Origin of the sequence: Alicyclobacillus acidocaldarius subsp. acidocaldarius DSM 446, from assembly GCF_000024285.1 — a bacterium.
Taxonomy (GTDB): Bacteria; Bacillota; Bacilli; order Alicyclobacillales; family Alicyclobacillaceae; genus Alicyclobacillus; species Alicyclobacillus acidocaldarius.
Genome location: NC_013205.1, coordinates 948,150 through 962,310, shown reverse-complemented (window position 1 = coordinate 962,310; position 14,161 = coordinate 948,150). Strand labels below are relative to the sequence as shown.

Annotated in this window: 15 protein-coding genes; 2 read left to right on the top strand and 13 right to left on the bottom strand. The window is 64.2% G+C overall.

The window, feature by feature from the left end:
- Positions 1-11 precede the first annotated feature (11 nt).
- The 9 genes from AACI_RS04435 to AACI_RS04400 form a co-directional block, all read right to left on the bottom strand.
- Positions 12-659, bottom strand: a complete 648-nt coding sequence (locus tag AACI_RS04435; RefSeq protein WP_012810282.1) for a hypothetical protein — start codon at positions 657-659, stop codon at positions 12-14.
- 103 nt (positions 660-762) lie between these two features.
- Positions 763-1,722, bottom strand: a complete 960-nt coding sequence (gene trxB / locus AACI_RS04430; RefSeq protein WP_012810281.1) for a thioredoxin-disulfide reductase — start codon at positions 1,720-1,722, stop codon at positions 763-765.
- A 28-nt stretch (positions 1,723-1,750) separates the two neighbouring features.
- Complete coding sequence (locus tag AACI_RS04425; RefSeq protein WP_012810280.1) at positions 1,751-3,664, bottom strand: acetate--CoA ligase family protein; 1,914 nt, start codon at positions 3,662-3,664, stop codon at positions 1,751-1,753.
- A 72-nt stretch (positions 3,665-3,736) separates the two neighbouring features.
- Positions 3,737-4,057 (bottom strand): thioredoxin family protein, encoded by a 321-nt coding sequence (locus AACI_RS04420; protein WP_012810279.1) that lies wholly within the window; start codon positions 4,055-4,057, stop codon positions 3,737-3,739.
- 176 nt (positions 4,058-4,233) lie between these two features.
- Positions 4,234-4,401, bottom strand: a complete 168-nt coding sequence (locus AACI_RS16525; RefSeq protein ID WP_012810278.1) for a hypothetical protein — start codon at positions 4,399-4,401, stop codon at positions 4,234-4,236.
- Between the two features lie 142 nt (positions 4,402-4,543).
- Positions 4,544-5,017 (bottom strand): hypothetical protein, encoded by a 474-nt coding sequence (locus tag AACI_RS04415; RefSeq protein ID WP_012810277.1) that lies wholly within the window; start codon positions 5,015-5,017, stop codon positions 4,544-4,546.
- A 119-nt stretch (positions 5,018-5,136) separates the two neighbouring features.
- Positions 5,137-5,604, bottom strand: a complete 468-nt coding sequence (locus tag AACI_RS04410; protein ID WP_012810276.1) for a low molecular weight protein-tyrosine-phosphatase — start codon at positions 5,602-5,604, stop codon at positions 5,137-5,139.
- 11 nt (positions 5,605-5,615) lie between these two features.
- Entirely contained in the window at positions 5,616-6,305 is a 690-nt protein-coding gene (gene bshB2 / locus AACI_RS04405; RefSeq protein WP_012810275.1) for a bacillithiol biosynthesis deacetylase BshB2, read from the bottom strand.
- A 3-nt stretch (positions 6,306-6,308) separates the two neighbouring features.
- Positions 6,309-6,680 (bottom strand): YojF family protein, encoded by a 372-nt coding sequence (locus AACI_RS04400; RefSeq protein WP_012810274.1) that lies wholly within the window; start codon positions 6,678-6,680, stop codon positions 6,309-6,311.
- Between the two features lie 144 nt (positions 6,681-6,824).
- On the opposite strand from AACI_RS04400, the gene AACI_RS04395 reads away from it, so the two are divergent.
- Positions 6,825-7,331, top strand: coding sequence for a cupin domain-containing protein (locus tag AACI_RS04395; protein ID WP_012810273.1), 507 nt, complete (start codon positions 6,825-6,827; stop codon positions 7,329-7,331).
- On the opposite strand, the gene AACI_RS04390 is transcribed toward AACI_RS04395, so the two are convergent.
- The gene (locus AACI_RS04390; RefSeq protein ID WP_012810272.1) at positions 7,324-7,773 is read right to left on the bottom strand and encodes a GNAT family N-acetyltransferase; all 450 of its coding nucleotides are present in this window, start codon (positions 7,771-7,773) and stop codon (positions 7,324-7,326) included. The genes AACI_RS04395 and AACI_RS04390 overlap by 8 nt on opposite strands.
- 78 nt (positions 7,774-7,851) lie before the next feature.
- Here AACI_RS04390 and AACI_RS04385 point away from each other — a divergent pair, with 78 nt between their 5' ends.
- On the top strand, positions 7,852-9,228 hold the full coding sequence (locus AACI_RS04385; RefSeq protein WP_012810271.1) for an MFS transporter: 1,377 nt from the start codon (positions 7,852-7,854) through the stop codon (positions 9,226-9,228).
- A 73-nt stretch (positions 9,229-9,301) separates the two neighbouring features.
- Here the strand turns inward: AACI_RS04385 and AACI_RS04380 are convergent, their stop codons facing one another.
- The 3 genes from AACI_RS04380 to AACI_RS04370 all read right to left on the bottom strand — a co-directional run bounded on the left by AACI_RS04380 (position 9,302) and on the right by AACI_RS04370 (position 14,080).
- Positions 9,302-10,519, bottom strand: coding sequence for a helix-turn-helix transcriptional regulator (locus AACI_RS04380; RefSeq protein WP_012810270.1), 1,218 nt, complete (start codon positions 10,517-10,519; stop codon positions 9,302-9,304).
- A gap of 172 nt (positions 10,520-10,691) precedes the next feature.
- Positions 10,692-12,830, bottom strand: a complete 2,139-nt coding sequence (locus AACI_RS04375) for a HelD family protein (RefSeq protein ID WP_012810269.1) — start codon at positions 12,828-12,830, stop codon at positions 10,692-10,694.
- Positions 12,827-14,080 carry a multidrug effflux MFS transporter gene (locus tag AACI_RS04370; RefSeq protein WP_012810268.1) on the bottom strand — a complete coding sequence of 418 codons (1,254 nt, stop codon included), beginning with the start codon at positions 14,078-14,080 and terminating at the stop codon, positions 12,827-12,829. The genes AACI_RS04375 and AACI_RS04370 overlap by 4 nt, the downstream gene beginning before the upstream one ends.
- Positions 14,081-14,161: the final 81 nt, after the last annotated feature.

Sequence of the window (14,161 nt, the reverse complement as noted above, 5' to 3'; positions counted from 1 at the left end):
GGCCCTTTGCGTCACTGCATCGCGCCGTAATATCCCAGATCCTGCTGGATGTGTTGGCGCACCACCTGGGGATCCGTCCCATATTGCGCAAACGCGCCGCGCGACGGATGGCCCTGCATCCCGTAACCATAAGGCTGCTGCGCGGGCTGCATGTGCATCATCTGCTGGTACGGTTGAGCGTGGCCCTGGGCTCCCATCATACCAGAAGGCGAACCATACCCCATGGGCGACATGCCGTAGCCACCCTGTCCCTGGCTCGCCGACTGCTGGTACGCCTGGCGCCCCTGCATGGAGACGGCATGTACCTGTTGAGGCGCACCGTACGAGCCGTAGCCCGCAGCATACCCAGCGCCATCATACATCCCCGCCATCGCTTGTCCCATCGGCTGCCCGCCGTACGCCTGCAGGTCCTGTTGAATGTGTTGACGGACCATCTGCGGATTGGACCCAAACTGGCTCAGCATGCTGTGGCCCATGCCCATGGTCCCCATCGGTGCGTAACCATACGATGGCTGCGCGTACTGCGCGTCCTGCTGCATGTGCTGATGAACCGTTTCGGCCGGGGTGGCAAACTGGCGCATCTGCTGATACACCTGCGCATTGTAGCCCATTCCCTGGCCCTGCCCCTGGGCACCATACGTCGGTTGCATCGGCTGCATCTAGGCGTCACTCCTTCGTTGAAGTGGGTGTTTCGCCTGAAGTATGCGCCATCGTCGCACCCGACATGCAGACGGTGCCGGAACCAGAAATCCCGTCCAGAGGTCAGGCGTTGAGCGACACCGACCAATCGTGTGCCGCCTGGCCCTCCAGGAACTTCTCCGCGTCCATGGCCGCTTTGCAGCCGGATCCCGCCGCCGTGATGGCCTGCCGGTACCGGGAGTCCATCACGTCACCGCAGGCGAAGACGCCTTCCACGCTCGTCTCCGACGTGTTGCCCTTCGTGATGATGTACCCAATCTCGTCCAATTCGAGCTGGCCGCGCAGGAAGTCCGTGTTCGGTTTGTGGCCGATGGCGACGAACACGCCGTCCGCCTCGAGTACCTTCGTCTCACCCGTCCGGTTGTCCACCACCTCGAGCCCCGTCACCTTGTTGCCATCCGACAGCACCCGCTTCGACTGGACGTTCATCACAAACCGGATCTTCGGATTCGCCTTGGCGCGCTCCTGCATGATCTTCGACGCGCGGAACTCCTCGCGGCGGTGGACAATCGTCACCTCCGACGCGAATTTCGTGAGGAACGTCGCCTCCTCCATGGCCGAATCGCCGCCGCCCACCACGATGACGCGCTTGTTCCGAAAGAAAAACCCGTCGCACGTGGCGCACGTCGACACGCCCCGGCCGATCATCTCGCTCTCTCCCTCAATGCCGAGCAGCTTGGCCGAAGCGCCCGTCGCCACGATAAGCGCATCCGCGGTGTATTCGTGTTCCTTGTCGATCACGACCTTGAACGGGCGCTGCGACAGATCCACCCCCGTCGCGATACCCGATCGGAACTCCGCGCCGAACTTTTCCGCTTGCTTTTTCATGGCCTCCATGAGCTCAGGGCCCATGACGCCATCCGGAAAGCCAGGGAAGTTTTCCACTTCCGTCGTCATCGTCAACTGGCCGCCCGCCTGATCGCCCTCAAACACGAGCGGCTCGAGATTCGCTCGCGCTGCGTAAATGGCCGCCGTGTATCCGGCTGGCCCCGTCCCTAGGATGATGAGCCTCCTGTGTTCCATGGCAAGGCCTCCCCTCTTGCATGCTATGTTACCCGTTGCGCCGCGCGACTTCCACTCGGCCCGCCACGCACACGGCGCGGTCCCCCTCAATGACGAAGTACAGATCCGCCTCCGCAATCTCCGGCACGTCCTCCACCCACTGCGACATGCGGATCATCGCGTCGATCACGACCTCTTCGTGCGGCTTCATCCGCGACGAAGCGCTGTTGACGAGGGCGTCGCTCCAGAGCTCTCTGGCGTCGGCATCCGTGAGCGGCAAGAGGCGCACCGTGGGCAGGGTCTTGGCGGAGCGGCGAAGTGCTGCGGCGCCACGTTCCTCCGAGGAAAGGTACAGGCGCAAGAGCGGGCCAAACAGCGGATCGGTCTCCACGACGATGTTGAAGCTCGCCTGCTCCTCCGCTTGTTCGTTCGGCGCATCCGCCGCATCGAGGCCGATGGCCGCCAGCACTTCGCGCACGGCGGGCCAATCGAGCGTCACGAGCCCCTGAACGTCCTCCTCGCCTCGATACGACGTCGCGGAAATTTCCTGGTACATGCGCGTCCGGGCCAGGTCCGTGTCGATCCCGTCGACAAACGGAATCACGCCCGGATCCTTCTCGCGGTACTCGTGGTACGCCACCACCTTCGCGAGGGCGCGAACGGCCTGCTCCGGGAACGGATAGATGGGGATCTGCCGCTCCGAGTCGACCTCGAGCATCCGCACGCGGTAGTCGCCTGTGGTCAAAAAGTTGGCCACCACCGGTTTCTCGTACGGATGGCGGACGCCGGGGACGGGCGGATCGTTCGCCACTTCGCACAGCGCCGCAGAAATGGCGACGCGCACGGCCTCCTCGTTGGACGGACCCACAGGCGTGAAGAGCACAATGACGGAATCCACGCTCGGGTCGCGCAGCACCTGCGGCAACACCTCGCGATAGCTCTCGGCGAGCGTCTCGAAACCGACGTTGATGACCGGCCCGACGAACTCCAGGCCCTCCCGCACGATGCGGTCGACCGTCATCACGGCCCCTCCAGCGGTGTTGGTCACGACCGCCACGCGGCGTCCGCCGCGCGTGGGACCTGCCTTCAGCAGGACGGCGACGTCAAACAGCTCCTGCAGCGTGTCCACGCGAATCACGCCGGCCTGTTGGAACATCGCCTCCACGGTCGCGTCCTCGGCCGCCACGGACACCGTGCGCGCGTTCGCCACATCGTGCCCGACGGGCGTTCGGGCGCTCTTGACGGCCAGAATGGGCTTCTGGCGGGTGATGCGCCGGGCGAGCCGAGAGAAGTTCCTCGGATTCCCGAACGACTCGAGGTACAGGAGGATCATTTCGATGGCCGGATCGTCGCCCCAATACTGGAGAAGATCGTTGCCGGAGACGTCCGCGCGGTTGCCCAGGCTGACGAAGCTGGCGACGCCCAAGCCAATGTAGGCCGCATAGTCCAGAATGGTGATGCCGAGCGCGCCGGAATGGGACGCGATGGCGACGTGACCGTACTCCGGCACCTTCGGCGCGAAGCTCGCGTTGAGCCGCGTCTCGCTGTCCATCTGGATGAGGCCGAGGCTGTTGGGGCCAATGAGACGGCACCCCGCCGCGCGCAGCTTCTCCGAAATCTCGCGCTCCAACTCTTCCCCGGGTTTGTCCATGTCAGAAAACCCAGACGACAAGATCATCACGTGCTTGATGCCCGCCGCGATCACGTCGTCGATGACGGACAAGACCTGCGAAGCGGGCACGACCAGCACCGCCAGATCGACGGGTTCCGGGACGTCGCGCAGGCTGGGGTAGGCGCGCACCGCGGCCACCGATTGCGCGGACGGATTGACAGGATACACCGTCCCGCGAAAATCGCTGTTCAAGATGTGGCGAAACAGGACGTGGCCGAGTCGATCCTTGTTCCTCGACGCGCCCACGACGGCAACCACCTTCGGATGAAAAAAGTGGTGCAACGACGTCATACCGCTCTCTGCCCCTCTCCTGACGCGAACGGCCGCAGGGGCGGCATCCGCCCGCGGCCGTGATCGCACAAATCAGGCATACGCCTGGTCCAAGAACTGCTCCACCTGCTCCTTGGACTTCGCGTCGCGACTGAAGAGCCGCTTGACCTCGCGGCCTTGGTCGTAGACGAGGAAGGTCGGAATTCCAAGAATCTGGAGCTCTTCCGCCAGGTCCGGCACCTCGTCCCGGTTCACGCGGACCATCGTGAATTGCTCACGGTACTTTTCTTCCCATTCCCCCAAATATGGCTCAATGCGACGGCAGTCTGGGCACCACGTCGCATAGAATTCCACCACCACGCGGCCCGATTGCACCGCTTCCCGATACCGTTCGCTCGTGCGGATCTCTTCCACGGCTCTCGCTCCCTTCAGCCTTCATTATACTGCTCGGCGCGCCCAAAGCCACTCGACCGCACGGCGGCATGACGCGGACACAAAAAGAGGACGGATCGCGTCGATCCGCCCAAGAGAAGGAGTGGCGTGGACAGCCTGAAGCGACCGGCGCGTGGGCCGGGCGGCTCCCGCCCGTCTCAGGACGAGAGCCGGCGAAAGGTGACGATCAACTGATCCCGATACCGCCGAATGTCGACGACGCGGATTTGGCTCCGTGCCACCGCTTCCTTGAGCTCCCGCATCATCAACTCGTTGCGCGCCTCATCGGCCTGCGTGAAGATGACCGTTTCGAATGGCGGTTCCATCGAGATCGACCCTCCGCGAGAGAATGCGGACCAGGGCGTGCCCTGTTGTCTGTAGCGTAGCGCATCGCGTGGGTCGGATCAACGCCTTTTGTAAGAATACCTTACAAAAAACGAGGTTTTTTCTTCGATCTCGTCATGTTTCTTAACGCGTCCGGTGAACTCGCCTGGGGAGAAAGTCGCGCCACGTGCCCGCCGGCCAGCGCTCCCCGCTCGCGTCGCGCACCACAATCTCGGCATCCGCCGCGCCGTCGTGCGCCCCGATGAAATAGCGGTCCGCGGCCGCCATGGCGAAAAGGAGCGGGCGCGCCAGCCCGACGACCCGCTTGCCGTCGCTTTTCGGCGCCATGCCCGAAAGCGGGCGCCACCGCTCCACGGACAACTCGAACGTGCCATGATCCACCCACGCGCCGATGGCCACGGTGCCACCGAGCCTTCCACGAGCGCGGCGCGCCCATGCCGCCACCTCGTCGCCACAACCAATCCAGACCTGATAGATGCCGCCGCGCGGCAGGCGAACGGCAGCGAGCGTGCGCCCGGCGAGCGGGCCATCTGGAAACGCGCCCGTAAGAAAGACCGTGCGAACGCGCCGCAGTTGGTTTCGATGAATGGTCGTCATGTCGTATCCTCCACCCGATTCAGCCGTTCGCCCATGTGTATGCCGATGCAGGTGCATGGGTTCCGAAGACGAGCGCGGGCCCGGAGATCCCGGGCCCGCATACACCAGAACATGTTCCATCACGCCTTGGCGAGATCCGCCTGGACTCGGCGGAGCAGCGCCTCGCAGCCGAGGCGCACCAGGCGGTACACCTCCTCGAAGCGGCCGTCGTAGTACGGATCCGGCACCTCGTCCGGCTCGTCCGGGACGAGATCCAGCAGCCGGAAGACGCGATCGGACCGCTTCGCGCCGAGCCGCTCCAGGGCGCGCATGTTGGACTCGTCCATCGCGACGATGTAGTCGAACCGCTCGAGGTCCTCCGGGCGAATCTGCCGGCTCACAATGCCCGCGTAGTCGATGCCGTACCGCTCCAGCACGCGGCGCGTCCCGTGATGCGGCGGATCGCCAGCGTGCCAGTCGCCGATGCCAGCGGAGTCGACCTCAATTTCGCCCTCGAGGCCGGCCTTTCGAACCATGTCGCGAAAGACGGCCTCCGCCATCGGGGATCGACAGATGTTTCCGAGACACACAAACAGCACGCGGATCATGCGGACCCCCCTCAATCGTCGATCCGGTAGACCCAGTACCGCTCCGTCCCCAGGAGGCGCAGGACCTCCTCCCGAGCTTCTCCGCCTGCGGCGAGCGCCTCCTCCACCCGGGCGAAGATGCCCGAGAACTGCGAGCGATGCGCCTTCATCGCCGCCAGCTTCTGATCCAGGACGCTCGACACGTCGATCACAAAGTCGGGATCGCCCAGGATCTTCTCGGGCTCGTGGACCACCGCCGAGCCCCAGATGACCGGCCGCTCCTCCTTGGGCAGCCGCTTCACGGCGATCACGGCCGCGTTCGACATGGCGTCGTGATCGGGATGCACGCCGAGTCCCGGGTAGTACGTCATCAGAATCGACGGCTTCACCTCGCGGATGACGGCTTCGATCCGATCCGCGATCCGCTCGGGATCCTCAAATTCGACGGTCTTGTCCCGCAGGCCGAGCAGCCGGAGATCGCGAATGCCGAGGATCTCGCACGCCTGTTCGAGTTCTTTCCGCCGAATCTTCGGGAGGGTCTCCCGGTTGGCGATGGGAGGGTTGCCCATGTTGCGCCCCAGCTCGCCGAGCGTGCCGCAGATGAGGGTGGCGGGCGTGCCCGCGCGGGTGAACAGGATCACGGTCCCGGCCTTGCCGAACGACTCGTCGTCTGGATGGGGATACACGAGCAGCAAGTGACGAGTCTTTTCCACTTGTGCCATCGATCACGCCTCCTCCTCAATCGCGCTCATGGGCCAAGGGGTGCGTGAAAGCTGCAGCGCAACCGCGAGCCGCCCCTCGTCATCGTGGCCAGCCAAGAGCAACCTGCCCTTCTCGTCCACTTCGTAGTCCGTGAGTCCCTCCGCGTAAATCCAGCCGTTTTCCATCTTGAGCCCGACGCGGTAGGGCCGATTCCCGGCGATGGCGGCCCGCTCAAATCGAACGCGCCCGTTTCGAATGTAGGCGCACACCGCCATGGGCTGCCCGAACCGGTGCGCGGCGTACGCGCCGTTGGTCGTCTCCAGGTGCAAATACACGTCGTCTCCGACAAAGCGGTTCAACGCAGCCTGCACTGCCTGCACGTCGATAGGTTTCAAAGCGCAGCACCTGACCTTCTTCCGAGTTTTGCGCCTGTGCGATAATCGTCAAGAATCAACGTCCTCTATCGTGCCAAAACATCGGGGCCGATTCAAATGGCCGAGAGATTTCGCGCCGGGCGCGATGGAGCAAGGAGGTCTTCCATGAACACCGACGCACGCAGATGGATCGAACGCCTACAGCTCGCCCCGCACCCCGAAGGCGGGTACTATCGCGAAATCTATCACTCCCCGCGCTACCTCTGCGATCCGGCCACCATCGCGGCGTATGGCGGCACGCGCCGCAGCGCCACCAGCATCTACTTCCTGTTGCCGGAAGGCGACGTGTCTCGCCTGCACCGGCTGCGCTCCGACGAGATCTGGTACTTCCACCACGGCCGGCCTCTCGTCGTGCATCTGTTTCATCCCGACGGCCGCTACGAGGCGCAGGAACTCGGCCTGCCCGACGCGCCCGGCAGAGAACCTCAGGTCTTGGTTCCCGCCGGAACCATCTTCGGGGCCGAGCTCATTCCAGGAGAAGGCGCGGCATTCGCGCTCGTGGGCTGCATGGTGACGCCCGGATTTGACTTTCAGGACTTCGAGCTCGTGTCGCGCGAGGAGGTGGCTTCCCGATTTCCGGATCAGAAGGACGTGATCGCGCGCCTCACATGAGCGATTTTCGCATCCGAACGTGAGGAATGCCGGCGTCGTCGAACACGTCGTCCGACGCGCGCCGGTAGCCGAGCTTTTGGTAAAACCGCTCGGCGTGCAGCTGCGCGTCGAGCACAATTTCGCGAAATCCCGCTTCGCGCACCAGTTCCTCCACAGCCTGCATGACGCGCCGCCCCAGCCCGCGGCCGCGCAGGTGCGCCAGGACAGCCACGCGCTGCACTTTGGCCGTGTGTCCGTCCCCGGGATGGTACGGGCGAAACCGTGCCGTGGCCACCGGCGCGCCGGCGTCGTCGTACAAGAGCACGTGAACCGCCCGATCCGGCTGGTCGAACTCGTCGATCTCCAATTCTTCCGGAACTCGCTGTTCCTCAATGAAGACCTGCCGCCGAATGGACAGGCAATCGCGCAACTGCGCCTCATTCACGACCTTCACCGCGCGCATCCCCAACACCCCCAACGATTTGGAAGACATCTTTCGAGAAGCGTATAATTCAACCCGAGTATGCAAGGAGGAAGGCGCATGTCCACCATCACCGTGTCCGCAGGGGAACCGCGCGGCGGGCGCCGGGCCCTCTTCTTGGTCACCATCGCGCTCGGCGTGCTTTTGAACCCGCTCAACTCGTCCATGATCTCCGTGGCCATGGCCAAATTCGAACACGTGTTTCATGTCCATTTTACCACGGCCTCCTGGCTCATCTCCTCGTATTACCTAGCCAGCGCCGTGGCCCAACCCATCATGGGCAAGGTGGCCGATCTCGTCGGTCGAAAACCTCTGTTTCTCATCGGACTGGCGCTTGTGTCGCTGTCCTGCGCATTGGCCCCTTTCGCGCCGTCGTTCACATGGCTGGTCGTCTTCCGCCTCATTCAGTCGTTGGGGAGCGGCGCCATCTATCCCGCGGGCATGGGGATTGTGCGGAACGTCATCACGGACCGGCAGGCGCAGGCGCTCGCGTTCTTGTCCGTGTTTTCGTCTGGGGCGGCTGCATTCGGGCCGTCCATTGGCGGCGTCATCATGAACTACCTGGACTGGCAGGGGATCTTTCTCGTCAACTTTCCGTTTGTCGTAGCAAGCTTCCTCCTCGCGATTTTTGTGCTGCCTAACCCCCGCCGCGGCGAGCACCAGAGCGCTCGGGAAGTGCTGCGCGAGATCGATCTGCCCGGCATCGCCCTGTTCATCCTTGCCATCGCCACGTCGCTCGTGTTTCTGCTGTCCCTCACCGAACGGCCTGCGTGGTGGGCTGCCGTCACGGGACTTGTGGCGTTCGCAGCCTTCGGGTGGCGGGAGCACGTCGCGCCGAGCCCGTTCTTGAGCCTGCGCTTTTTCAAGCGGTACACGTCGCTCACCTGGGTGTTGGTGCAGTTCACCACGGTGAACATCATCTTCTACTCCATCTTTTTTGGCATGCCGACCTATCTGCAGGAAGTGCGCGGCTTTGACTCGCAGGAGACGGGGCTCATCATGCTCGCGGTGGCTGGCTTCAGCCTCATCACGGCGCCCATCACGGGGCGCTGGGTGGCTCGCAGCGGCTCTCGACCGCCGCTCGTCCTCGCCGCTGTGTTCATGACGGCGGGCAGCCTGCTCATGCTGACCCTGCACACGGCGTCGCCCGTGTGGTGGCTGTGCGTGGTGTTATCCGTCCTCGGGCTGTCCAACGGCTTCAACAACGTCGGACTGCAGACGGCTCTCTTTGCGGCCAGCCCACGCGAGGTCATCAGCACCGCATCCGGGCTGTTCCAGATGGCTCGCTACATGGGGACCATCTTGTCGACGGTCGTCCTCGGCCTGCTGTTCGGCGCCCGCCTCACAACCTCCGAGTTGCACGTCCTCGCGGCCGTGCTTGCGTGCCTTGGAGCCCTGGTCCTCGCGATGAGCCTTCGCCTCCCCCGCCGAGCCTGACGCCGCAACGACAAACGGCCACCCGATGAGGCCCATCGTGGCCCCGTCGAGCGGCCGTTTCGTTTCCCACTCATCAGGAAGACCGCGAATCCTCCTGCTTGAAGCCCCGGGCTTGCCGCATGGCGCGATCGCGAAACGCCTTTGGCGTGAGCCCCACCTGCCGTTTGAACAGTTTGTTGAAATACGTCGGGTCCGGATAGCCGACGTGCGCGCCCACCTCGTACGCCTTGAGGTGAAAGTCGCGCAGCAGTAGATCCTTCGCCTTGTTCAGGCGCGTCTGCACGATGAACTCCCGAATGGTCATCCCCGTCTCGCTCTTGAATCGCTTGGAGAGGTAGCTGGGGCTCAGAAACACCTGACTCGCGAGCGTCGCCACATCGAGATCCGAGTCATAGTGCCGCTCGATGATCTCGATGACCTGACCGATCTGCGCGCTGTGCGCGGTGCGCACCGCCTCTTCGCGCCCGAGCACCACCATCAGCGCCTGTTTCAGCTTGTCGCGCCAATCCCACCATTTCGGGCATTCCTCGGCCACAAAACGAAGCCATTGGCGCGTCGAGATGGGAACTTGGAGCATCCGATCCCGCCCATCCGCCTGGCGCTGGCCGACGGCCGCCATGATGAACTGAGCGCAGAGTTCCGCCACGTCTTCGAGCTTCGTCGGCCGCTCCGCCAACTGCGCGAACAAATCCTCCACGACCGACGCGATGCCCTCATAGCCGCGATCGCCGAGCTGGGTGACGGCCCGCGTGATCAACCGAGTTCTGTCCTCTTCGTGGAGCGGCACCAGCTCGCGCCTTCCCTGCGAGTAGGCGGACGATTCAAACACGTTCCAGTGCGACGCGGCGGTGGCCTCCATCAGCGCCTGCCACCAGCGCACCACCTCCCGCTCGTCGCACGCGGAACTCACGCCGACGAGCGTCCGATCCGCGGCCAATCTCGCGAGTGCGGACTCGAAACCCTCCATGGCCCGCTCCGGGTGATGAGCGGCGAGCGTCATGACGTAGGCGGCCGCGTCACAAGACAGCAGGTGCACACAGTCAAAGCCCGCCGACTGAATCTGCGCTAGGAACGGGTAAATGGGCACCACGCGCGAACTGCGGACGACGACCACCAGCCACGCTTGGCGATCCCGCACGCCGTCGAGCGCCCTTTCCACTTCTCGGAAATCGAGTTCCACGGGGTGTTGCTGCAGCACGTCCCAGGTGACAGACGGCCAACTGGTGCGAACTTCCCGGATGGCGTGCAGCGAGGATGAAACATTTGTCTTTTTCGGCATGCGCACGCTCACGTTAGCCCTCCCCTCGCGCCCCACGAGGAATGAAAACGGTTTCTCTCGAAACATTATAAAAGAATCCCTGCGCGCAGGGGAGTCGTAAATTCCATCGTTCTTGTCTTTCTTGGCACTTGTTCGCGAAAGGAAGGCGCCGAAACCTCCTGTTTCGGCGCCAAAAGACAAGAATTTAATCTGGCACGGCCCACTGGATGAGCGGCGACGGGCGGTCGCAGTACAACAGTCTCAGGCGATGCAACGCCCGCGTGCATCCGACGTACAACAGTTTGGCGTCCCGCTCGTCGGCGCGGTAATGGGCCTCGTCGGCGTCGACGATGATGACGCTGTCGAACTCGAGCCCCTTGGCGAGGTAAACGGGCACGACGCTGATGCCGCCTTCGTAGTGCGTCTGGGTCGCCGTGAGAAGATGAGCGTCGAGCCCCGACTCCAGGCACATCTGATGATACACGTGCGCATCCTCTTCCGTCCGCGTCAACACCGCGATGGTGGTCGCTCTCCGGCTCTCCTCCGACAACCGCTCCATGAGCGCATCGAACCGGCCGTCCCAGGCCACGGGCTCGACGACGACGGGATCGCCGCTTCGAAACACGGGTTTCGCCAGGACCTTCGGTCGGAAAGGTTCGAGGATCCGGTTGGCAAACGACACAATCTCGTAGGTTGAGCGGTACGACACCGACATTTCCACGTACCGGCTTCCGCCTGGAAACAGCGCTCGAACCTCGTCCCAGTCCCGGAACCCTGCCTCGCTGTGAATGCTCTGAGAAAGATCCCCCAGAATGGTGAAGGACAGGCTTGGACAGTACGCCTGCAGCACCCGGATGTGCGCCGGAGAGAAATCCTGCGCCTCGTCGATCACGACGTGGTGAAACACATCCCGCGCGTCCACCCCGTGAAGCCACTGATGAATGGCAAGGAGCAGCGGCAGATCTTCAGGTTCCACGAGCGGCCGGGCCCCGTATTTTGTAGGACGCTGGATGGACGCAAGCGACAGATCAGGATGATGCCGCAGGAACGACTCGTAGATGGGCAGAGGCTCGAGATCCGGCCACGCCCGCTCGAATTCGCGTGCGGCGGCCGCAATCTGCCGTTTGGTGGACTTATCCGCCTTGCCCGCCTCCTTCGCCTGCATCTCCCACTGCCGCTTGACGCGGGCGACCACGCGATCTCGCCGCTGGCGCACGGGGTAGCGCGCGTATTCCACGTGAAACCAGCGGGCGATGGTTTCGGCGGAGATGGGCGGCCCAACCGGAGACGGCACGTCTCGCTTCGGCACCATCTTCTTCTCCATGTCCTGAAGGAAGGCTTGGAGGGCTTCCAGCGTCTCCACCCGCCCCTTCACCTCGATCTCGCGCCGCATCGCCTCGTACGCCTGCGACGGCCGAAGCGCGAATCGCTCGCGCAGCCGCTTGGCCGGATCGGGCAGGAGCACCACATGGTCCAACACGCGGAGCGCAAACGCCGCGAACGTCGTCTGCTGGACATCCCCTACGCCGAGCTCAGGCAACACCTCGGAAATGTAATCCACGAACATCGCGGAGGGCGCAAAGATGACCATCTTATCCGCCCTTAGCTTTTCCGGATGCTGATACAGCAGATAGGCGAGCCGATGCAGCGCGACGGTCGTCTTTCCGCTTCCCGCGACGCCCTGAATGAGGATGGGCACATTTTTGTCCGCGCGGATGACCTCGTTCTGCTCGGCCTGAATCGTGGCCACGATATCGTGCAACCGGCTGTCCTTGGAATCCGCGAGGCGGTAAAGCAAAAACTCATCGACGCTGCCCGCCTGCGTCTGCCCTTTCACGTAGCTGTCGACGACGCGGACGAGATCGCCGTCGCGCACGACGATGTTTCGCTTGAGCGACACGGTGCCGCGGACCTCGCCGCCTGGAGCTTCGTAGCGCGCCTCGTCTCCCTGGCCGGTGAAGGAGTAAAACACACTCGCGGCAGGCGCGCGCCAATCGAGGACCACGCGCTCGCCGGTCGACGGATGATCGATGCCTTGCTTGCCGATGTAGAGCTTCTGAGGGGCCTCCCCCTCGGGCTGAAAGTCAATGCGGCCGAAGTACGGATCGCTGAGCGCACGCCGGAGTTGATGGCGCCGCTCCTCCGCCATCTCGGCGACGGCCACGTCGGCGACGACGTCGGCTGTCAGCGCCTCGTCCGCATCCTCGTCGTCCTCGTCGCGCACCGGCATCCTGGGCCCCGACTCGAGCGCCCCTCGAATGATGTCCAGCACGCGTTCCAAATGTTGCTTCTCTTCCTCGTACGGATCGAGCGCCGGGCGAGGCGGCGTCCCGGTCTCGCTCATGAAACCACCTCCCTCTCCGTGCGCGCGATGACGAGGGACCACACCGCGTACCACGCGAGCGCGCCCACGTCCGCCACCGCGATCACGGCGCCCATGGGCAGGCTGTCATGCGATCCGCCGAGGCCCACGAGCGGTGTCGCGGCGGCGCCGAGCAGCAGTTGCGACACGCCGATGAGACCGGCTGCGCTGCCGGCCTGCTTGTCGTGATGCTGCATGGCCAGCGACGATCCCAGGGTGCTCACGATGCCGACGCACGAGACGAGCACGAACAGCGACGGCAGAATCCCGGGAAGCCCAAGCCCGAGAAGGACGCTCGCGAGCAGCCCGAGTCCCCCGAGCGCCGCGAGGATCACGCCGAAGCGGAAGATCTTCCGCCCCTCGATGCGCCGGGCCAGATGCCCCGAGATCTGGGACGCGATGACGATCCCGATGCCGTTGGCCGCGAAGCACGCGCTGAACGCCTGCGGTGAGAGCCCGTAGATGTCCTGAAGCACGAAGGGCGATCCCGAGATGTACGCGAACATCGCGGCCGACACCAGCCCCTGGGAAAACGCGTAGGCGACAAAGACGGGATCGCGAACTAACGCGCCAAACGCGCGCAGGGCGCCGCCGAGCCCCGCCCTGTTGCGGCGCTCCACTTCGAGCGTCTCCCGCAGAGCAACGAGCGACCAGAGCCACAGCGCCGCGCCGACACATCCCAGGATGGCGAACACGCCTCGCCAGTCGGTGAAGCGGAGCAACTGGCCGCCGATGACCGGCGCGAGAATCGGCGCGACGCCGTTGACCAACATGAGCAGCGAAAAGAACCGCGTCAGTTCGACGCCGCTAAACAAGTCCCGGGCGATGGCTCGAGCGATGACGATGGCGGCGGATCCACACAGCCCCTGCACCATTCGCACGACGACGAGTCCCCACGCGCTCGGCATCAGGCCACACGCGAAGGAGGCGAACAGATACAGGCCCAGCCCCACGAGAAGCGGGCGCTTGCGGCCGAGCGCATCGCTCAAGGGCCCCGCAAACAACTGGCCGACGGCCAAGCCCAAAAGACACGCCGTGAGGCTGAGCTGGGCGACCGACGTGGCGGCGTGCAAATCTCGCGCCATCGAGGGCAGCGCCGGCAAGTACATGTCGATGGAGAGCGGCGCGATGGCGGTCAAGCTCCCGAGGAGCGCGGCCAGGCGAAAGCGGGCGCCAAACGAGGTGGGCGCCTCTGCCAGGGTGTGGGTGGTCATCTCCACTTCCGACTTCACAGAATCTCCCCCTTCGTGTTGTCTCCTATCTTCTCTTCTCTCCAGCGCGGCAGCTCGATTTCACAGGCGCGCCGTCTCAGG

What these genes read in the sequence shown, in the direction of transcription:
- trxB (WP_012810281.1), bottom strand. Translation starts at nt 1,722, where the DNA reads ATGGAACACAGGAGGCTCATCATCCTAGGGACGGGGCCAGCCGGATAC.
- AACI_RS04415 (WP_012810277.1), bottom strand. Translation starts at nt 5,017, where the DNA reads ATGACGACCATTCATCGAAACCAACTGCGGCGCGTTCGCACGGTCTTT.
- AACI_RS04425 (WP_012810280.1), bottom strand. Translation starts at nt 3,664, where the DNA reads ATGACGTCGTTGCACCACTTTTTTCATCCGAAGGTGGTTGCCGTCGTG.
- AACI_RS04385 (WP_012810271.1), top strand. Translation starts at nt 7,852, where the DNA reads ATGTCCACCATCACCGTGTCCGCAGGGGAACCGCGCGGCGGGCGCCGG.
- AACI_RS04395 (WP_012810273.1), top strand. Translation starts at nt 6,825, where the DNA reads ATGAACACCGACGCACGCAGATGGATCGAACGCCTACAGCTCGCCCCG.
- AACI_RS04375 (WP_012810269.1), bottom strand. Translation starts at nt 12,830, where the DNA reads ATGAGCGAGACCGGGACGCCGCCTCGCCCGGCGCTCGATCCGTACGAG.
- AACI_RS04410 (WP_012810276.1), bottom strand. Translation starts at nt 5,604, where the DNA reads ATGATCCGCGTGCTGTTTGTGTGTCTCGGAAACATCTGTCGATCCCCG.
- AACI_RS04390 (WP_012810272.1), bottom strand. Translation starts at nt 7,773, where the DNA reads ATGCGCGCGGTGAAGGTCGTGAATGAGGCGCAGTTGCGCGATTGCCTG.
- bshB2 (WP_012810275.1), bottom strand. Translation starts at nt 6,305, where the DNA reads ATGGCACAAGTGGAAAAGACTCGTCACTTGCTGCTCGTGTATCCCCAT.
- AACI_RS04435 (WP_012810282.1), bottom strand. Translation starts at nt 659, where the DNA reads ATGCAGCCGATGCAACCGACGTATGGTGCCCAGGGGCAGGGCCAGGGA.
- AACI_RS16525 (WP_012810278.1), bottom strand. Translation starts at nt 4,401, where the DNA reads ATGGAACCGCCATTCGAAACGGTCATCTTCACGCAGGCCGATGAGGCG.